The following is a 20335-nucleotide window of genomic DNA, read 5'->3' as shown; positions in this document are numbered from 1 at the left end:
ATTTAAACTTTTTTTGGTGGTTCCATAACGTAAGTACATTTGGTACAGGTGCGTTTTTCTTCATCGCTATAAAATTTATCAAAAATTTTGGGCATATCGGTTTCGATATTTTCTAATTTAAATTTCTTTCTGTATAGTAAATTATTGCATTTTTCGCAGTACCATTCTAAGGCATCTTTCATTTTTTTAGAACGCGGATATTCAATGACTAACCCGACCGTGTTAGCAACACGTTGTGGTGAATGTGGTACTTTTGCAGGTAACAAGTAAATGTCTCCCTCGTTTATATGAATGTCTTTTGGCGTGTTACCATCCATAATTTTAAGGATCATATCCCCTTCAATTTGATAAAAAAATTCGGGTGTTTTATTATAATGATAATCTTTTCTATTGTTGGGGCCACCAACCACCATTACAATAATTTCACCATCTTCCCATACCACTTTGTTTCCCACAGGTGGTTTTAAAAGATGACGATTTTCTTCAATCCAAGCTTTAAAATTTAAAGGCGAAATTAGGTTACTCATAATTTATTCCCCTCTTAATCTCCAAAAAAGGAGAAACTCAAAATGGGGTATTTGAGTTTTTTTGATTAAATAATTCTATATGTATAAATATAACACAATTCAGTTGATTTTCCTTAGAGAAGGTTAGGATGGGCTTATAAACTTTTTGTGCGCCCACCATCAACAGGAACATTAATTCCGTTAACATAACTGGCACAATCACTTGCTAAAAATGTAATCACATTAGCAGTTTCTTCGGGTTGCGCAAAACGTTTTGCAGGACAGTAGTTTTTCATTATTTCGGTCATCTCTTCAACGGTAGTATTTTCGGCATTTGCTTTAATTTTAATAATTTCAGTTAAACGTTCGGTATCTGTAAATCCAGGTAATACATTATTTACTGTAATACCAAAAGCCCCCAATTCTATCGATAAAGTTTTACTCCAATTACCAACAGCTCCCCTAATCGTGTTGCTCACACCAAGTCCAGGAATAGGTTCTTTAACCGATGTAGAAATAACATTAATAATTCTGCCAAAGCCTTCTTCTTTCATAAAAGGTATTACAGCTTGAGCCAAAACATGGTTGCATTTTAAATGCATGGTGAAAGCATTATCGAATTCATCTAAACTAGCCGATAGAATTTCGCCACTTCTTGGGCCGCCTGTATTGTTTATTAAAATATGAAATCCATGATCTTTATCAATGTACTTGATAACTTGTTCCTGCAATTCTCTGGGGTTAGAAAAATCGGCCACTATAAAACTGTGGTTTTCGCTGTTTGGTAATTCTGCTAATACCTGTTTAAGTTTATCTCTGTTTCGGGCAACTAGTGTAACATTTACACCTTCGTTTGCTAAGGCAATAGCGGTTGCTTTTCCAATACCTTGTGTGCTTCCACAAACTAAGGCATTTTTGTTTTTTAGGTTTAAATTCATTTTTTGTTATTATTTCAATCCCGAAATTCTATCGTTTTCAAGAATGGTTTCGGTTGCTTTCTTTATTTTGTCTAAACTGATTTTTAAATCGTCTTTTACGTCTAATTGATTGTTGGTGAGCATATTTAAAATGGCTTTGTCTTGCGCACGACCACGTATCATGGCTTCTCGATATCCTATGTTGTCATTGAAAGTTACCAAAGAATATTTGGATGCATATTCATTCGGGAAATGTTTTTCTAAAGCCATTTCTAAGCTGCGTTTTTCTCTAAAAACGACTTGGTTTACATGGCCTTTCATTTCATGAAAATTATCGATAGCTAAATCAGCAATAGCGTCGGTGTCTTTTTTGCGAGAAGCTTCGTAGGTTTTAAAAACGGTTTCCCAATCGCCGTTATAGACCTCTAAAACTTTGTCGAATTCCACAACATCTTCAAAAGAGGCATTCATCCCTTGCCCATAAAATGGAACAATGGCATGGGCAGCATCTCCCATTAAAAGGGTGTTCCCTTTATAGTGCCATGGTGAGCATTTCACGGTGCCAAGAGGCGATGCAGGGTTTTTCAGAAAGTCATCTACCAAGTTTGGCATCAATTCTAAAGCATCTTTAAAGTATGTATTGAAGAATTCTAAAATACGTTCTTTGGTAGTAAGATTCGTGAAGTTGTATTCGCCATCGTCAAAACTTAAAAAAAGAGTTACGGTAAAACTGCCATCTAAATTGGGAAGTGCAATAAGCATGAAAGCGTCGCGACCCCAAATGTGTAAGGCATTTTTATAGGTTTTATAATTGCCATTACTATCTGGTAGAATGCATAATTCTTTATAACCATGGGTTAAATAATCTTGCGAAAAACTAAACAAGAACTTTTTGCCTAAATAGTAGCTTTTTCGCATTACAGAACCTGCACCATCTGTTGCGATGATAACATCGGCATCTTCTACGAATTCATGTTTAGTTTCGTAATCTTGAAACAGTGCAGTGGTTTTTTCGAAATCTACCGATTTACATTTTCTATTGAAATAGATGTTGACATTTTTGTGCTTTTCGGCCTCATTTAATAATAGAGCGTTGAGTTGATCGCGTGAAATAGAGTTGATGTATTCGTGTTCTCGACCGCTATAAGGGGCAAAAATGGTATTCCCTTCTGTATCGTGAAGCATTCTACCATTCATCGGAATGCATAAGATTTTTACTTTATCCTCTATACCAACCAGTTTCATGGCTTTATGACCTCTATTTGAAAATGCCAGATTTATAGAACGCCCAGAATCTGAATTTACTTTACGTAAATCGGGGCGTTTTTCATAAACTGATATGTTATAACCACGTTGCCCCAAACGTAAGGCTAGGAGTGAACCACACAGACCTGCACCTATAATGAGTATGTTTTGTTGATTATTCACTTAAAATATTTTTCAATCGTTCCACTAAATAATAAACATCTTGAAACGAATTATATAAAGGAACAGGTGCACAACGAATCACATTAGGTTCTCGCCAATCGGAAATAACGCCTGCTTCGGTTAATTTGTTGTGCAAAGATTTATCGGCATTATTTACAGCTATTGATAGTTGACAACCGCGTTCATCAGGGTTCTTAGGCGTAATAATTCGAATGATATCTTCGTCTAATTGCTTTAGCAAAAATTCAAAATAGCCTGTAAGTTTTTTAGATTTTTCAGTCAGTTTTTCCATACCAACTTCATTAAAAATATCCAACGATGCTCTAATAGCAGCCATAGCTAAAATAGGTGGATTGCTGAGTTGCCAACCTTCGGCGCCTGGTAACTGGTCGAATTCATCTCGCATTTTAAACCGGGTTTTTTTGTTGTGGCTCCACCAACCAGTAAAGCGGTTGAGGTTTTTAGTATATGCATGACGTTCGTGTACAAAACAGCCAGCAATACTTCCTGGTCCAGAATTTAAATATTTATAAGTACACCAAGCGGCAAAATCAGCTCCCGAATCATGCAAATTTAGTGAAACATTGCCAGCACCATGAGCACAATCAAAACCAACTATGCATCCGTGTTTATGTCCTAATTGTGTGATGCGTTTTAAATCGAAATACTGTCCTGTGTAATAGTTAACAGCTCCAATCAATATTAATGCAATGTTATTGCCTTGGGTCTCTAAAACAGCTTCTAAGTCTCTGTAATTAGCTAATTCTTCACCTTTGCGGGCTTTCCAAAGAACCAATCCTTCTTTGTCGTTAAATCCATGATGGCGTAATTGGGATTCTACGGCATATTTATCTGATGGAAACGCATCTGCTTCAATTAAAATTTTATAGCGTGTTTTTGTAGGTTTGTAAAAAGAAACCATCATAAAATGAAGATTGGCTGTTAAGGTATTCATTACAACTACTTCCACAGGTTTTGCCCCAACCACTTTTGCCATATGTTCACCTAAGGATTCATGGTAATTTAACCATGGGTTTTTAGCATTAAAATGACCTTCTACACCTAAGGTTGCCCAATCTTCCAGTTCTTGGTTAACGTAAGATTTTGTTTGTTTCGGTTGAAGCCCGAGTGAATTACCTGTCATGTAAATACAGTCGTTACCAAACGTGTCTTTTGGTATGTGAAAAAGATTTCTATATAACGCTAGTGTATCCTTTTTGTCTTGTTCTAAAGCAAAATCGAGTCCTAATTGATAGTTTAACAAGTTGAATAAATTTTCTAGTTTAAACAAAAATAAGCTATTTATCTTATTATGAATATTATGTAAAGAATAATATATCTGTTGTTTTGTATGTAGTAAAGTTTTGTATTTTTAGAGTGTAGTCAAAATGTAAAAAAAGATTTAATGTTGAAAAGATTATGGGAACGTTGCCAAGAATGGTATGTAAATTACAGTGAGTTTTCGAAGCGAAGTGAAGAAGAAGGCTTGCCTTACTTTAGAGATAAACTCTTTGGTTCTATACTGCTTTTAACTAATATTTTAGGTCTTGTGTCGTATGTGCCAAGTGCCGTGTTATCTATTTACACAGGAGAATTGTTTGTTTTATATATAGATACTTTTGCGGTTTTAGTATTGTTGTTTCTTGCTTTTTACAAAGGCATGAGTTTGGGATTAAGAAAAAAAATATTTTCAATAAATATTTTTATATTGTCTTTTGTTTTATTTCTATACCTAGGTTTTAGAGGCAATGGAGCTACTTTGTTGTTCATGTTAAATATTATGATAACCTTATATAGTGGTAGAGAAAAAGGTTTAAAAGCGGTTTTAATAAACGCCATATTTTATGCTCTTTTAATTATATGTATTTATTTTGAATTGGCAAATATACCTAGTTTTGGTATGTACCAAGTGGAAGTACTATTTGTTATTTTATTAAATAACATACTATTTAATTTACTAATTGTTTTTGCTGTATCCTTTTTAATAGATCATTTACACCGAGCCCTGTTAAAGGGAAATAAATTACAATTGGAACTTATTGAAAAGCATAAAAATGTACTAAAAGAGAAAGAAAGAGCTGAGTTGTCTGATAAATTGAAGGCAGCTTTTTTAGCTAATATAAGTCACGAAATAAGAACTCCCATGTATGGTATTTTAGGTTGTGCAGAATTTTTAAAATCATATAATACAGGCGAAAAAGATTATTTAGAATATGTTGAAATTATAGAGTCTAACGGTAAACTATTATTACAAGTCGTTTCAGATATTCTTGAAGTTTCAAAAATTGATGCAGGGCTAATAAGTGTTGATACTACGACTTTTAATATAAATGAAATTATAAACGAAATTTACATTTCTTTGCTTCCTTTGGCAAAAGAAAAAGGGCTGTTTTTTTTGAATAACAATAATTTTATGAATGAACATGATACTATAATAAATTCAGATAAAGATAAATTAACTTCAATTTTAAAACATTTATTAAAAAACGCTATTAAGTATACAAATAAGGGAGGTCATGTTGCTCTAAAATGTATAAGCCATAATAATGACTATTTAGAATTTTATATAGTAGATACAGGAATTGGCATACCTGAAGATTATTTCAAACATATTTTTGACCCATTTTATCAAGTTGATATTCAAAATAAAAAAGCGTTGCATGGTTCGGGAATAGGTTTAGCTATTGCCAAAGCATATACTGAATTACTTGGTGGTGAATTAAGTTTAGAAAGTAGAGAGGGTGTTGGTTCAACTTTTTGGTTTGCTATAAAAACAAATCTTAATGAAAATTAAAACAGTTATAGTTTATTAAAAACTTAAGGATAATTTAAACTTATTAAAACCTTAAAAGAATGAGTAAGATTAAAGAATATACAAATGGTAATGTTACCATAGTTTGGGAAGCAGAAAAATGCATTCATTCTGCTATTTGTGCTAAAGGGTTGCCCGAGGTATTTCAACCCAGGGAACGCCCTTGGATAAAAATTGATGAAGCAAAAACAGAAGCTTTGATAAAGCAAGTAAAAGCATGTCCATCGGGTGCTTTAAGTTTTTATATGAATAATGAAACTGATAAAAGTGCTGAGGTTTTAGAAACCAAAGTTGAAGTATTGGAAAATGGTCCTTTGTTGGTTTATGGAACTCTTCATGTAACTCATAAAGATGGTCGTAAAGAAATCAAAAATAAAACAACGGCCTTTTGCAGGTGTGGGGTTTCAAACAATAAACCTTTTTGTGACGGGACGCACATTAAAGAACAATTTGTTGGATAAAAATAAAGAGCTTCCACTTAATTAGTGGAAGCTCTTTGGATATATAGAGACGCATAATGCGGAATATTAAAACGATACCTTATATACGTTTTTTATGCAATGATTGGATTTTTTAATTTCTAAAAAAATTATTCTAAAGTTACTTTTACATCCGTAAATTTAAGATTCCAATCGCCTTCTGCTTTTTTATGATCTAAAGCTATTTTTATGCCATTAAAATCTTGATAGTTTTCAAAAGTATTTACAAGTCCTGCTTCGAGTTTATTACCTTTTCTAAAAGCCCATTCTTTAATAATGTAATCATCACTATAATATATATCATAAGCATCACCAGGTGTATAGCCTTCTTCATTAGAATATAGTAAAGTAATTTTATTCATTTCAATTTTACTAATAGGAGCTTCAGTTTTAACAGGTTCAGAAATTGTTTTACCTATATCCCAAACCAATTGAAACGGAATTAATAGCCAAAATTTATCATTTATAAAACCTTTGTCAGCATTTTCTGAAATACTATCAATAGATTTTCTGTTATAAACGATGGTGTCATTATCAGTGATTAAAGTAATAACGTTAGTTTTAGGGTTCCATTCCCAACTTCTTTTTTGGTTAAAATTAAAAGCTATTTTAGAAACATTTTTCCAGTTTTCAAAGCCATGAGCATTTGCTATTTTTTCTGCTGTTGAAAGTTCTGTTTCAATGCCTTTATTTTCTTCCTTTTTTTTACAAGAGATACTAATTATTAAAATAATAAATGAGATTATTAATTTCTTCATAACTAAGATTTTAGTAAAGATAGAAAACAAGTAACCTAAATGAAATTAACTTAATGTTTATCTTTTACTAATTCAGGGAATTTAGCTTTAAATCGATTAAATCTGGGAATAGATACATTTTGAATGTAGCTATTATTTGGGTGAAGACGTTCGTAATTTTGATGATAATCTTCTGCTATCCAAAATTCTTGGAAGGGATACACTTCGGCTGCTACTTTGGTGTTTAATTTTTTGCTAAGCGCCTCTTTCTTTTTTAAAATGATTTGTTTTTGGGACTCATTTTGATAGAAGATGATAGAACGGTATTGCGAACCTCTGTCGTTTCCTTGTCCATTTCCTTGTGTGGGATCCTGCGATCCAAAATACACATCCACTAATGTTGAAAAACTTACTACACTTGGGTCGTAAATAACTTCAACAGCTTCGGCGTGTCCTGTTTTTCCGGTATTACTAGCTTCGTAAGTGGGGTTTTTAGTATGACCGCCAGAATAACCGCTAATAACTTCATCTACACCTTTAACATGTTCATAAATAGCTTCAACACACCAAAAGCAGCCGCTTGCAAAATAAGCTTTGGCTTTTCCATTCTTTAAAGGAACCTCTACTGGGTCTGCATTAATCACCGCTTGTTGATTTTTATTTGCTTGTGCACTGTTTTGACAGCTAAACAACATAACAATGCATGCTGTAAAAATGATGTTTTTCATGTTTGTTTTTTCTATTAGACGAATAAATTTTAAAGACCTTAAAATAATCTACCAAAATTATAAAATGAAAAAAGCCTTCACGTTGATGAAGGCTTTAAATTATGTTGTTGGTAATTACTTAACTTAACTTAGTAAATAATTTTGCCATTTTTTCTTTTTGCTCTTCAGCTAATTGTGCATCCACTAAAATTCGACCACTATGCTCATCGGTAATAACTTTTTTACGAGCTGCAATTTCAACTTGAATTTGAGGAGGAATAGTGAAGAAAGATCCTCCAGAAGCACCTCTTTCAATAGCCACAACTGCTAAGCCGTTTTTTACATTTTTACGAATTCTGTTGTAAGCTGATACCAAACGCTCTTCAATTTGTTCTTGGTATTCTTGAGATTTTCCAATCAACGCTTGTTCTTCTTTTTCTGTTTCGGCTAAAATAGCATCCAATTCACTTTTTTTGTGTTTTAAGTGATTTTCACGCTCTTTTAAACGCTCTTTGGTTTCAGAAATAACAACTTTTTTCTGTTCGATTTGTACTTTAAATTCTTTAATGTGCTTTTCAGCTAATTCCATTTCTAACTCTTGAAATTCAACTTCCTTAGTTAAAGAATTGAATTCTCTGTTATTTCTAACATTTTTTTGTTGTTCGCTATACTTTTTAATCAAAGACTTAGACTCTTCAATTTGATTCTTTTTAGAAACGATGTCATTATCGATTACTTCTAAACTTGAAACTAATTTTTCTAATCTGATGTTTAGTCCAGCAACTTCATCTTCTAAATCGCGTACTTCTAATGGAAGTTCTCCACGAACATTTCTTATTTCGTCTATACGAGAATCGATAAGTTGTAAATCGTATAACGCTCTTAAACGCTCTTCAACAGTTAATTCTTTAGTTTTAGCCATATTTTAAAAATACTTAACAGGATTTGTATTTGTCTTCGATAAAATGATTGCAAAATTAGTAATTTTTTTAATAAGATATGCTACTAAAAGGTTTTTTGTGAATTGTTCGCTTTCATAATGTCCTATATCGGCTAAAAGAATGTTGTTTTCGGCGGTAAAAAAATCGTGATATTTTAAATCGGCAGTTATAAAAACATCAGCGCCAGCTGCTTTGGCAGCTTCTATACCAAAACTTCCCGAACCACCTAACACGGCTATTTTTTTTATTTTCTTATTTAAAAGTACCGAATGTCGAATGCATTTAGTGTTCATTTTATCTTTTAAAAAATTTAAGAAGTCCAATTCGCTCAAAGAATCGTCTAATTCGCCAACCATACCTATACCAATATGCTGATTTTTATTCTCTAAAGTAGTTATCTCATATGCCACTTCTTCATAAGAATGTGTTTTAAATAAAGTTTGAAGGATTTCTGTTTCTAAATGTTTTGGGAAGGTGATGGTAATTTTGGTTTCAGCTTCCGTATGCAAAACACCTTTGTTGCCTTTTGAGGGGGTGGCGTTTTCATTACCATTAAAAGTGCCGTAACCTTCTACATTAAAACTACAATTAGAATAATTACCAATAGAACCGGCGCCAGAGTTAAATAAAGCCGTTCTAAGTTGTTCGGCTTCATCTGTTGGAACAAAAGTGGTTAGTTTTTTTATAGTCCCGCTTTGCGGAATAAGGATGCGTTTCTTTGTTAATCCTAGGGTATTGCAAATCATGTCGTTTACACCTTGAATAGCATTATCTAACGCAGTGTGCATGCTGAAAATAGCAATGTCGTGCTTTATCGCTTTCATTACCACGCGCTCTACATAATTTTTACCTGTTAGTTTTTTTAAACCTTTAAAAATAATGGGGTGGAAGCTTACAATGAGGTTGCATTTTTCGTTGATGGCTTCATCTACAACGGCTTCAAGTGTATCTAAAGTAACTAGAATACCTGTTATTTTAGTGTTTTTATTGCCGACTAAAAGCCCTACGTTATCAAAATCTTCAGCATAAGCTAAAGGCGCTAATTTTTCTAAATGATTAATGACGTCTTGAACAATCATGAATAAATTTGTTTGTATCAAAGATAAAATATTATTTTCGCTAAGATGAAACATCTACAACTTAAAAATTCAATCTGCCAGAAGAATGATTATATGGATGTTGTATGTGATTATTGAAAAGGAATAAATAGAAACACATGAAATTAATTAGAAATATATCCTTTCCTTTTATGCCTGTATATTATGCGGTAACCAGTTTACGTAATAGCTTGTACGATTTGGGTCTAAAAAAATCGACATCGTATAATTTTCCCATTATTTGTGTTGGAAATTTAAGTGTTGGGGGAACAGGAAAAACGCCAATGATTGAGTATTTAATTGGTTTGTTGAAAAAGGATTATAAAGTGGCAACCTTAAGTCGTGGTTATAAACGAAAAACCAAAGGCTTTCAGTTAGCAAACAAATTTTCTACCGTAGAATCTATTGGTGATGAACCATTTCAATTTTATAACAAGTTTAAAAGTGAAATTTTGGTAGCAGTTGATGCTGACAGAACACATGGTATAAATCAATTAAGAGAACTTGATAATGCTCCAGATGTTGTTTTATTAGATGATGCTTTTCAACATAGAAAAGTAAAGGCTGGCATGAATATTTTACTTACCACTTATAATAATCCGTATTTTTTAGATTATGTTTTACCAACAGGCAATTTGCGAGAACCCAGAAAAGGTGCAAAACGTGCCGATATTATTGTAGTTACCAAATGTCCTATTAATTTAAGTGATGAAGAAAAAAGTAAATTTTTAATAAGCATTGCACCCGAAAGCTTTCAACATGTTTTTTTTAGTTCGATAAATTATTCAAATTATATTATTTCTTCAGAAAATAAAATAAGTTTAGATACCGTAACTAATTTCACTTTGGTGACAGGTATAGCGAATGCAAATCCTTTAGTTGAATTTTTAAATGAAAAAAGATTGCAATTTGAGCATTTAAACTTTAAAGACCATCATGAATTCACAGAAGAGGATATACTTGCGTTAGAAAAAAAAGAACTTATTATAACTACAGAAAAAGACTTTATGCGATTGAAACAATATGATAGTTTAAAGAATAAATTATTTTATTTACCTATTACTGTTACTATTAATAACGAGCAGGATATAAATAAACTTATCAAAGATTTTATAACCTCTTAAATTGTTGCAGAACTAATGTTTTTTGAAGCTAATGCATTGTAAAGTTTTTTCTCAAACTCTTCTTGTTTAAATGGTTTTGGGATAATATCCGTAAAACCAGCTTCTTCAAATTCATGCATTTTATCTTCAATTGTAACTGCTGTTAAGGCAAAAATAATTTGTTCAGTATCAAAGGATCTCACAATTTTAGTAGCTTCAATACCGCTAATACCTGGCATATGAATATCCATTAAAACAATATCGTACTTATCAGCTTTTATCATATCAACAGCATCTTCGCCATTATCTACAATATCACATTTAAGAGACATTTTAGTTAAAATCTTTTTAGTAATCATTTGATTAATTTTGTTGTCTTCAACAACCAGAATTTTAACATTTGTTAAATCTAAATCACTTGCATTACCACTAAAATATGTGGTTGTGATTTCTTTAGCTTCTTCGATGGAAGTATACTCTAAAGGGATTTCAAAATAGAAAGTGGTGCCCTTTTCAAGTGTGCTTTTTACGTAAATTTTTCCTTTTAATATATCAATTAAACCTTTTACGATAGAAAGGCCTAAACCTGTACCTCCATATTTTCGGTTAATTTGGATAGAGCCTTGGGAAAAGCTTTCAAACATATTGTCTTGCTTTTCTTGATTTATACCAATCCCATTATCTTCAACCTCAAAACGTAAAGTATATATTTTACCATGTTCCTCAATTTTATAAATTCGAATCCAGATATCACCATCATTAGTAAACTTGATGGAGTTTCCTATTAAGTTTATAAGTATTTGAGAGATTTTAAGTTGGTCGGCTATAAAGTTTTCAGGTAAATTTTTATCGAAATCTAAATGAATTTTAATATTATTATCTTGAGCCGAATTATTTAAAGCTAAAATAATATTGTTTATTTTCTTTTTTAGATTGAATGGTTCTGGTTCTATATCTACTTTGTTAGCTTCAATTTTGTTAATTTGAAGAATATCGTTAATAAAGGTCAATAAATAATCGCCCGAAAATTTCAACGATTTTAAATGCTGAATTTGCTCTGGTCTTGGGTTTTCTTCCAGTAACATATTGCTTAAACCAGTTACGGCATATAATGGAGTTCTTAACTCATGTGTTACCGTAGACAGGAAGTTTGCTTTGGTTTTTGATGCTAGTTCTGCTTTTTCTTTGGCAATAATAAGTTCTCCATTTTTTTTATGAAGCATATTATTCGTTTTAAGCCTGATGTTATTGTTTTTGTAAAGTGATAACGTTAATAAAGATAAAATGGTAATTAAGGCTACACTTAAAATAGAGATTAATGTGCTTAAACTATTATCGTCTTCCGCTTTCTCTAATTTTTCAAACATTTCATTGTTCTTCTCTAAAGCATCATTTAAAAGGTACTGTGTTTCTTGGTCTTTTGAAGAATTAGCACGCTTTAAATTAGCTAGAGAATCTGAAAGTTGAACATAAGCATTTAAATAATCTCTTGATGATTTATAGTCTTGGGTATTATTATAAATATTACTTAGAGCCAAATAACCATTGTTAAGAACACTTGTGTATTTATTATTACTTGCCAGTTTAACACCTTCAAGTGCATAGGCTAAGGCTTTTTCATTATTATTTAATTTAGTATGCACTAAACTATGCGCTATTAAAGCCTCGCTTTGTGTTTTTAATAAATCTTCTTTTTTTGCTAAGGCTAAAGATTGCTCTATAATATCTCTGGCGTTTTTATAGTTTTTTAACTTGAGGTATGTTTTACCTTCACACAAGAGAACATCTGCCAATTCAGCGGTTAACGATTCTTCTTCAAATTTAGACTTCGCAGACCGGTAATAATCCAGAGCTTGATTGTAATCTTTTTTGGCAACGTAAACATCACCAAATATTTTATAAGAACTTCCTAAGTTTTTGTTGTCATTAATTAAGCGTTGTACTTCTATAGCTTTTGTAAGCGATTTTATAGCTTTATCACTTTCATCTATACTAAGTTGGAGTCTACCTTTAATGGCATAAATAATGCCTATACTTTTTTTGTTGGTAGATTGTTCGGCTAAACCTAAGGCTTCATCTAGATTTTTTTGTGCTTTGAAGTAGTTGAAATTTTCCAACTCGGTTTGTGATTGCGAAATGTGATAGTCAATGCTATTTTGAAGCAATTCAGGGTCATCATCTATATTTTTTTGAGAGAAAACCGTCATGCTTAAGAGCATTAATGCAATATAAATATAGTTTCTGATTTTTGACATTTAAATAAATATTACAAGCAAATATAATTATTTTATCGACAAAACCTACTTTTTCTTCGATAAATTACACACTAAATCGATTATTCTTTTGGAATAGCCAGTTTCGTTATCGTACCAACCAATTATTTTAACCATAGTTCCTATAACCGATGTCATATCCGAATCGAAAATACAAGAATGCGTATTGCCCACTATGTCAATAGAAACGATAGGATCTTCAGTATATTCTATAATACCTTTATATTGATTGGTAGCAGCTTCTTTAAACGCATTATTTATGGTTTCTATAGATACATTTTTTTTTACATTAAAAGTGATATCGGTTAAAGAACCATTTATAACAGGAACTCTAATCCCACATCCGCCTATAACATTAGAAAGTTCAGGAAAAATTTTGGTTAACGCTTTTGCTGCTCCAGTAGTCGTAGGGACTATTGACTGACTTGCAGCACGCGATCTACGTAAATCTCTATGAGGTTGGTCATGTAAACTTTGGTCTGTGGTGTAGGAGTGAACCGTTGTAATGTATGCTTGGTTTATACCACAAAGTCTATTAATAACATCAATCATCGGAGCAGCATTGTTAGTAGTACACGAGGCGTTGGAAATAATGGTTTCTGTACCATCAACACTATCGTCGTTTACGCCCATTACAATGGTTTTTATATCGTCTTCAAGTGGAGGTACACTTAAAATAACACAATTTGCGCCATTAGTTATATGGTTTTGTAAATCGGATTTAGTTTTAAACTTACCAGTAGCTTCAATTACAAAATCAATTTCAAAAGGTTTCCAATTAATATCTTTTGGATGTTTGTGATTTAAAAGTGTCACCTTTTTATCATTAACAAATATGTTGATAGTGTCATGCGAAACAACGCCGTTGAAACCGCCATGAACACTATCATACTTGAGTAGGTGGCTTAAAGTTTTAGCATCGGCTAAATCATTTATAGCAACAACCTGAATGTCTTTGTAATCTTGTAGCAGTCTAAATACACGTCTACCTATTCTACCAAATCCATTGATAGCTATATTAATCATAACTAATTGATGTGTTTTTGAGCTTTGTATGAAGAACGTACTAAGGCACTACTTTCTACATGGCGAAAGCCTAATTCTAAACCAATTTCTTCATATTCTTTAAACTGGTCAGGATTTATAAATTGCTTAACGGGTAAGTGTTTTTTACTTGGTTGTAGGTATTGACCAATAGTTACAACATCTACATCGTTATCTTTTAAATCAAGAAGCGTTTGAATTACTTCTTCACGGGTTTCACCCAAACCAAGCATAATGCCCGATTTGGTACGTCGTTGTCCTTGTTGTTTTAAATATTTTAAAACACCCATGCTTCTGTCGTATTGTGCTTGAATGCGTACTTCACGCGTTAAACGTCTAACAGTTTCAATATTGTGAGATACTACCTCTGGAGCTACATCAATAATTCTATTAATATGTTGTTCAATACCTTGGAAGTCTGGAATAAGAGTTTCTAAAGTGGTCTCAGGGTTCATTCTTCTAACAGCTTTTACTGTTTCCTCCCACATAATACTTCCCATATCCTTTAAATCGTCTCTATCCACACTGGTTAAAACAGCGTGTTTAATATTCATGATTTTTATAGAACGGGCTACTTTTTCGGGTTCATCCCAATCTACAGTTTCTGGTCTGCCAGTTTTTACACCACAAAACCCACAAGAACGGGTACATACATTCCCTAAAATCATAAAGGTGGCGGTGCCTTCTCCCCAACATTCACCCATATTTGGGCAACTTCCAGAAGTACAAATAGTATTAAGTTTGTATTTATCAACCAATCCTCTAAGTTCAGTGTACTTTTTTCCTGTTGGAAGTTTTACACGCAACCATTTGGGTTTAGCTTGACGTTCTTCTGGTAAAATATTTGAAACGGTTTCTGAATCCATGTCTTTAAAAAATAAAGCACAAAGATACGAAGTATTCTTTTAAAAGTATCTTATAAAGAGATGAGATACCACACACTAAATCCTACTAAAAAAGCAATGCCTAATAAGCTTAATAGGTGTAACTTTTTTGAGGGATGCCATTCTTTTGGAGTGTGTTTACTTGAAATAAGGATATAATTTATAATGGCATAAAACGGAGCCGTAATAAAGGATAAAATGGTAGCTATCTTAATAAGCAAACCCATTTCGGATGCTAAAAATAGAAAGATGAATACCGTTCCAATGGATAATAAAGCAATCCAAAAAGTGTAATTAAATTTTGAAGACCTTTTAAATAATAAGCCAGTTGTTTTTGCCATGGCTCTTGGCGACGCATCTAAGGTTGTTAACGTAGTACTAAACATGGTTGTAAATGCTGCGATACCAATTATAATATATGCCCAATTGCCAAGATTTTTAGTGTACATATTTATTAATTGCCCAGAAAATACACTAGCCGAAGTGCTAAATGTTTCGCCGCTATGAAACATGACTAAAGTACCTAAAAGAAGAAAACCAATGCCTATAATTATAGTGCTTAAATAACCAATATTAAAATCAAATAAAGCTGATTTAGGTGAATATAGTTTAGTTTCATTATTTTTTTCTATAGCCCAAAGTGATTGCCATACCGAAACATCTAACGGAGCAGGCATCCAACCCATAAATGCTATTAGAAAACCTATTTCTAAACTGTTATTTGGGAGTATTTGTTTTAAAGTTACAGGTTCAGTCCTATTTAATAGAGCCACACATACGGCTAAAAGGGTACTAATAGTTAAAGTAATAATGATGATTTTCATTAACCTGTCTAAAAGTCTATACTTTCCTAAAGTTAAAATGATTAAACAGATGGCTATTATGATGATAGTCCAAATTTCCGTGCTGTTTATTGTTTTAGCTCCTATACTAAAAGATTTAAAATCACCGAACAAGCTTGCTGCTAAACCTGCAGTTACAATGGTTACTGCCGTTTGTATGGTAAACATGGTGGCTAAATTAAGAATATAATAGGTGGATAAAATCCCTTTACCTAACTTATTGTACCCATCTAATAAGCTTTCACCTGTAGCGGTTGCATAACGCGGTCCAAATTGAAAAAACGGATATTTACATAAGTTTACTAAAAGTAATGCCCATAAAAAACCTAAGCCAAAATCGGCACCAGCGCGTGTAGATTGTACTAAGTGAGAAACGCCAATAGCTGCACCAGCAAATAATAAACCAGGACCAAGGTTTCTAAGTTTAGTAATCATTTATTTTTCCTGAATAATTTCGGATAGTAATTTTTTAGCACGTAATAACTTAACTTTCACATTATTGATAGGTTCTTTAAGCTGAATTGAAATTTCTTTATAACTTAACTCTTGAAAGTAGCGTAAATTTATAATTTCTTGATAATGCGGTTTTAGGTTTTTAATATCGCGAAGTAATTTGGCTAAGTGTTGTTTGGTAATAAGTTCGTCTTCGGGAGATGGTGATTCATCTAAAATTTGATAAATAGATTTGTCATCATTAGAAATAATTTGAGAAATAGAGTTTTTCTTCTTCCGTAATAAATCTATGTGAATATTTTTCGAAATGGTTATTAGCCAGGTTTTAAATTTGTAATTACTGTCGAAAGTTTCAATTTTATCAAAGGCTTTAGAAAATGTTTGAATGGTTATGTCTTCAGCATCATTTTCATTTTGAACTCGCTTTAATTGAAAACCGTATACATCGTCCCAGAAGGTATCTAACAAAAAATTAAATGCTTTTTGGTCGTTTTCCTTGGCACGTTTAATAGCTTCATTTACTTCCAATAATTGGGTTTTGAGATAAGATTATTTATAAAGATAGTTAATTGTGTTATAATTAAAAAAACTTCTAAAAAGGGAAGCATTATAATCAGATCCTGTTCTCCTAATTTTTTTGATGATAAACCAAAAATAGTGTATTGTAATATGAGTCTTATTAAAACTAAGATAACAACAATAGGCCATTTATAGGTAGCTATAATAAGTATGGGAGCCAAAAACCAAAACAGTAATTGAGTGCTATAAAATAATACTAATAAAATTTTGTGTTTTAATTTATAGTATTTGGCTGTTGAAATATGTCGTCTTTTTTGTTTGATCCAGTCTTTAAAGCTTGTTTTTGGTATAGATTGGGTAAAGCTATTTTTAGAAAAACAGATGGCTGTATTGTTTTTTGTTGCCACTTGGTTTATAAATAAGTCATCATCACCAGAACGTACTTTTAGGTGATTAATAAAACCATTGGCCTTAAAAAAATCTTTTTTTGTATAAGCTAAATTTCGTCCTACTCCCATGTACGGAATGCCTACTTTGGCATATGAAAAATATTGAACCGCTGTGACTAAAGTTTCAAAACGAATAAGTTTGTTTAAAAATGATTTTTCAATTTTTGAATAAGCTCCATATCCTAAAACAATGGTTTGTTCATCATTAAAATGAGAACTCATGTTGTGTATCCAATATTTTGAAACAGGTTTACAATCGGCATCGGTAAATAAAAGGTGATCATTTTTTGAAGCTTTAATGCCTAGAGTTAAAGCATATTTTTTATTTCCCCAAAAGGCTTCAATATTTTTAACATCTACAATTTTAATGTTGTTGTTTTCTGCAGCAAAAGCTTCTATAACATCGAGTGTGTCATCAGTAGAAGCATCGTTAATTAAAACAATTTCAAAATCGGGATAACTTTGAGAAATAATTGAAGGCAAAAATTTCTTAAGGTTTTGAGCTTCGTTTTTGGCACAAATAATTATGGATACAGGGATTTTTTTTGTTCGTTCTTTTTTCTGTTTTATGAATGCAAACTTAGAGAACAAAAAAACATAATAAATAACTTGAATAAAAACTACAGTAATAAAACTATAATAAACAAAATCAAGTAAACTCATAAAAAATTAAGAGTGTTGAGGTTCGTTACAATCATTAAATTGGTCAGGCGTTTTCCCGCAAAAGCCGCAGCTTTCACCATTTTTGTTAAGCATGGGGTTTTGGCTAGCGCAAGTGCCTGCAAATTTACCGTCTTTTTTAGCCCAAATTTTTATGGCAATTCCTGCAATTCCCAATCCTAATAAAACGATTGTTATTAAAAGAAGTTTCATTTTTTTTTATTTTATGCAAAGATAATGCTTTTAAGTATAAATTGATAATGTGTTTAAAAAGATACTTATGTAATTAATTTCTTATTTATGTCTCTTAAAATTAAAATGAATTCGTACATTTAAACATCTAATATTTAAACTATTAACTTATGAAAAAATTATTTGCAGAATTTTTTGGAACCTTTTGGCTGGTTTTTGGAGGCTGTGGAAGTGCCATTTTTGCAGCAGGATTTCCTGAATTAGGAATTGGTTTTGCTGGCGTAGCTTTAGCCTTCGGTTTAACCGTATTAACTATGGCGTATGCAGTAGGGCATATTTCTGGTGGTCATTTTAATCCCGCGGTATCTTTAGGGTTGTGGGCAGGAGGCAAGTTTGAAGCTAAAGATTTATTAGGCTATATTATTTCTCAACTAATTGGTGCTATAGCAGCAGCTGGAGCCTTGTATTTAATTGTATCTGGAAAGTCAGATTTTGTGGACATTGGTGGTTTTGCAGCTAATGGTTATGACAATTTATCACCAGGTGGTTATTCTATGACGTCTGCATTAGTAGCTGAATTTATATTAACAGCTTTTTTCTTATTAGTAATTTTAGGTAGTACGAACGAAAGAGCAGCAAAAGGTTTTGCACCCATTGCTATTGGTTTAGCTTTAACTTTAATACACTTAATTAGTATTCCCATAACAAATACTTCAGTTAATCCTGCGCGTTCTACAAGTCAGGCATTATTTGCAGGAGGCGAATTTACCGCTCAGCTATGGCTGTTTTGGGTTGCTCCAATTGCTGGTGCCATTGTGGCGGGTTTAATTCATAAAAATTTATTTGACAAATAATAGATCTAAATTAATTTTAGGCACTAAAAAATCCTCATTTGAAAATGACAAATGAGGATTTTTTTGAGGTATTATTTTGTTATTAATCTATTGCAAATCAATTTCAGCTACCATATTATCTAGAGATGCAGTGGTATTACCGCCTTTTGGTTCTATAGTAATGTTTAATCCTAAGGCGTTTTCGGTATAAGGAATGGCTCTTAATTGTCTGTCAGCATCTGTTAAAATGCCTAAACTTACCATTTTACCTTGCAACTCTGCCCAAATTTGGTAGCATTGTTCTTTTGGTAATTGTGGCAAAGAAACAACATCTATCATCGATGTTTTTTCTTTAGAATTTATATAGGCAACAGTTTTTAAGTTTTTTGCCCGACTATTGCCTTGCATAATGTATTTATAAGTATTAGGATCATTAAGCTCCATAAATTGGTTCATAATGGCGTCTAACTTTTTATTGTTGGCATCAATATCACTTCGTAAATCAAAAATTTCATCAACTACCACTTGGTTTTCTTCGGCTAGTTTTTGATTCTTTAAGTGTAAGAAATAAGAGTTTCCTGCAAATATTAAAGCAGCTACACTAGCAGCTACACTAAATTTGTACCATAATTTTTGTCTTGTTGTAGGATTCATTTTTACAACAGGTGCTTCATCAAGATCATCTAAAATCTTATTTAAGATGCTTGTTGGGGCTTCAATAGCATTACTTTTAGAAACTATTTCTAGATTATATTGTAATGTATTGTAAGTATTCTGTACTTCTGGATATTTTGAAATAAAAGATTCAACCATTTCTGTTTCCACAGAAGTAGTATCACCTAATAGATATTTTTCTAGTAGGCCAGAATTTAAAAAAGTAGTTATTTTCGCATTCATGACTGTTTTAATTAAGGATTATAAATTTTTTTTAATTCACGCAATCCAATTTTTAATCTCGATTTTATAGTACCTAGCGGAATATTGAGTTCATCGCTAGCTTCTTGTTGGGTCATGCCCTCAAAAAAGAGTGCATTTATTACTATTTGATATTTCTCGTCCAAAGTACTCAGGTGTTTTTGCATATCCATAACATCCTGATTTAATTCGTCCGCTGATATTTTATATACGCTAGATTTATCTATCTGGACTTCCTTACTATCTTTGTTTTTTTGAGACCTAACCTTATCTATAGCGGTATTATAAGCAATTCTATAAAGCCAAGTAAATAGTTTTGCTTTGCTAGAATCGTATTTTTTTGAGTAACGCCATATTTTTACAAAACTCTCTTGAAGTACATCTTGAGCCGTATCATCGTCTATTATTATTTTTTTTATAACACCATATAAGGCATCGGCATAGTTTTCATACAGTATGGTAATGGCTTTTTTGTCGCCACGTTCCAATAAGCTAACTATTTCTTTTTCTATAGATGAAATCAAGATTAATAGGGTTTAAAAGT

Annotated in this window: 21 protein-coding genes; 4 read left to right on the top strand and 17 right to left on the bottom strand. The window is 32.1% G+C overall.

Annotated elements, in window-relative coordinates; genetic code table 11:
- Positions 1-2 precede the first annotated feature (2 nt).
- The 4 genes from QLS71_RS03735 to kynU all read right to left on the bottom strand — a co-directional run bounded on the left by QLS71_RS03735 (position 3) and on the right by kynU (position 4115).
- Positions 3-527 carry a 3-hydroxyanthranilate 3,4-dioxygenase gene (locus tag QLS71_RS03735; protein WP_308990574.1) on the bottom strand — a complete coding sequence of 175 codons (525 nt, stop codon included), beginning with the start codon at positions 525-527 and terminating at the stop codon, positions 3-5.
- 134 nt (positions 528-661) lie between these two features.
- Entirely contained in the window at positions 662-1444 is a 783-nt protein-coding gene (locus QLS71_RS03730) for an SDR family oxidoreductase (protein ID WP_308990573.1), read from the bottom strand.
- A 9-nt stretch (positions 1445-1453) separates the two neighbouring features.
- Positions 1454-2851, bottom strand: a complete 1398-nt coding sequence (locus QLS71_RS03725) for an NAD(P)/FAD-dependent oxidoreductase (RefSeq protein WP_308990572.1) — start codon at positions 2849-2851, stop codon at positions 1454-1456.
- Positions 2844-4115, bottom strand: a complete 1272-nt coding sequence (gene kynU / locus QLS71_RS03720; RefSeq protein WP_308990801.1) for a kynureninase — start codon at positions 4113-4115, stop codon at positions 2844-2846. Before kynU ends, QLS71_RS03725 begins: the two co-directional genes overlap by 8 nt.
- A 141-nt stretch (positions 4116-4256) precedes the next feature.
- Between kynU and QLS71_RS03715 the strand changes: the two genes are divergently transcribed.
- Both QLS71_RS03715 and QLS71_RS03710 read left to right on the top strand, forming a co-directional pair.
- Positions 4257-5645 carry an ATP-binding protein gene (locus QLS71_RS03715; RefSeq protein ID WP_308990571.1) on the top strand — a complete coding sequence of 463 codons (1389 nt, stop codon included), beginning with the start codon at positions 4257-4259 and terminating at the stop codon, positions 5643-5645.
- Between the two features lie 59 nt (positions 5646-5704).
- Positions 5705-6124 (top strand): (4Fe-4S)-binding protein, encoded by a 420-nt coding sequence (locus QLS71_RS03710; protein ID WP_308990570.1) that lies wholly within the window; start codon positions 5705-5707, stop codon positions 6122-6124.
- 128 nt (positions 6125-6252) lie between these two features.
- On the opposite strand, the gene QLS71_RS03705 is transcribed toward QLS71_RS03710, so the two are convergent.
- From QLS71_RS03705 to QLS71_RS03690, 4 genes are all read right to left on the bottom strand, one after another.
- Complete coding sequence (locus QLS71_RS03705; protein ID WP_308990569.1) at positions 6253-6900, bottom strand: hypothetical protein; 648 nt, start codon at positions 6898-6900, stop codon at positions 6253-6255.
- A gap of 50 nt (positions 6901-6950) precedes the next feature.
- Positions 6951-7607 (bottom strand): peptide-methionine (S)-S-oxide reductase MsrA, encoded by a 657-nt coding sequence (gene msrA, locus QLS71_RS03700; RefSeq protein WP_308990568.1) that lies wholly within the window; start codon positions 7605-7607, stop codon positions 6951-6953.
- 118 nt (positions 7608-7725) lie between these two features.
- Positions 7726-8508 carry a C4-type zinc ribbon domain-containing protein gene (locus QLS71_RS03695; protein ID WP_308990567.1) on the bottom strand — a complete coding sequence of 261 codons (783 nt, stop codon included), beginning with the start codon at positions 8506-8508 and terminating at the stop codon, positions 7726-7728.
- A 3-nt stretch (positions 8509-8511) separates the two neighbouring features.
- Positions 8512-9606: a Nif3-like dinuclear metal center hexameric protein gene (locus QLS71_RS03690; RefSeq protein WP_308990566.1), complete on the bottom strand. Its 1095-nt coding sequence runs from the start codon at positions 9604-9606 to the stop codon at positions 8512-8514.
- Positions 9607-9743: 137 nt separating this feature from the next.
- Between QLS71_RS03690 and lpxK the strand changes: the two genes are divergently transcribed.
- Positions 9744-10748, top strand: a complete 1005-nt coding sequence (lpxK, locus tag QLS71_RS03685) for a tetraacyldisaccharide 4'-kinase (protein WP_308990565.1) — start codon at positions 9744-9746, stop codon at positions 10746-10748.
- On the opposite strand, the gene QLS71_RS03680 is transcribed toward lpxK, so the two are convergent.
- The 7 genes from QLS71_RS03680 to QLS71_RS03650 are packed head-to-tail and all read right to left on the bottom strand — an operon-like array spanning position 10745 to position 18064.
- Positions 10745-12982, bottom strand: a complete 2238-nt coding sequence (locus QLS71_RS03680) for an ATP-binding protein (RefSeq protein ID WP_308990564.1) — start codon at positions 12980-12982, stop codon at positions 10745-10747. The two genes, lpxK and QLS71_RS03680, sit on opposite strands and share 4 nt — an antisense overlap.
- Positions 12983-13027: 45 nt before the next feature.
- Complete coding sequence (gene gap, locus QLS71_RS03675) at positions 13028-14026, bottom strand: type I glyceraldehyde-3-phosphate dehydrogenase (RefSeq protein ID WP_308990563.1); 999 nt, start codon at positions 14024-14026, stop codon at positions 13028-13030.
- 2 nt (positions 14027-14028) lie between these two features.
- Positions 14029-14910, bottom strand: a complete 882-nt coding sequence (gene lipA / locus QLS71_RS03670; protein WP_308990562.1) for a lipoyl synthase — start codon at positions 14908-14910, stop codon at positions 14029-14031.
- 50 nt (positions 14911-14960) lie between these two features.
- The gene (locus QLS71_RS03665) at positions 14961-16205 is read right to left on the bottom strand and encodes a divalent metal cation transporter (RefSeq protein WP_308990561.1); all 1245 of its coding nucleotides are present in this window, start codon (positions 16203-16205) and stop codon (positions 14961-14963) included.
- Positions 16206-16751 carry a sigma-70 family RNA polymerase sigma factor gene (locus QLS71_RS03660; protein ID WP_308990560.1) on the bottom strand — a complete coding sequence of 182 codons (546 nt, stop codon included), beginning with the start codon at positions 16749-16751 and terminating at the stop codon, positions 16206-16208.
- Complete coding sequence (locus QLS71_RS03655) at positions 16742-17854, bottom strand: glycosyltransferase (RefSeq protein WP_308990559.1); 1113 nt, start codon at positions 17852-17854, stop codon at positions 16742-16744. The genes QLS71_RS03660 and QLS71_RS03655 overlap by 10 nt, the downstream gene beginning before the upstream one ends.
- A 6-nt stretch (positions 17855-17860) precedes the next feature.
- Entirely contained in the window at positions 17861-18064 is a 204-nt protein-coding gene (locus tag QLS71_RS03650; protein ID WP_308990558.1) for a membrane or secreted protein, read from the bottom strand.
- A gap of 149 nt (positions 18065-18213) precedes the next feature.
- Here QLS71_RS03650 and aqpZ point away from each other — a divergent pair, with 149 nt between their 5' ends.
- On the top strand, positions 18214-18897 hold the full coding sequence (gene aqpZ / locus QLS71_RS03645) for an aquaporin Z (protein ID WP_308990557.1): 684 nt from the start codon (positions 18214-18216) through the stop codon (positions 18895-18897).
- Positions 18898-18984: 87 nt separating this feature from the next.
- On the opposite strand, the gene QLS71_RS03640 is transcribed toward aqpZ, so the two are convergent.
- Together QLS71_RS03640 and QLS71_RS03635 are read right to left on the bottom strand one after the other, a co-directional pair.
- Complete coding sequence (locus QLS71_RS03640; protein WP_308990556.1) at positions 18985-19773, bottom strand: anti-sigma factor; 789 nt, start codon at positions 19771-19773, stop codon at positions 18985-18987.
- A gap of 11 nt (positions 19774-19784) precedes the next feature.
- Positions 19785-20315, bottom strand: a complete 531-nt coding sequence (locus QLS71_RS03635) for an RNA polymerase sigma factor (RefSeq protein WP_308990555.1) — start codon at positions 20313-20315, stop codon at positions 19785-19787.
- Between the last annotated feature and the right edge of the window lie 20 nt (positions 20316-20335).

Origin of the sequence: Mariniflexile litorale, from assembly GCF_031128465.2 — a bacterium.
In the GTDB taxonomy this organism is placed as follows: Bacteria; Bacteroidota; Bacteroidia; order Flavobacteriales; family Flavobacteriaceae; genus Mariniflexile; species Mariniflexile litorale.
Note: the sequence above shows the minus strand (reverse complement) of the source record. Positions and strands in the feature narration are given on the sequence as shown.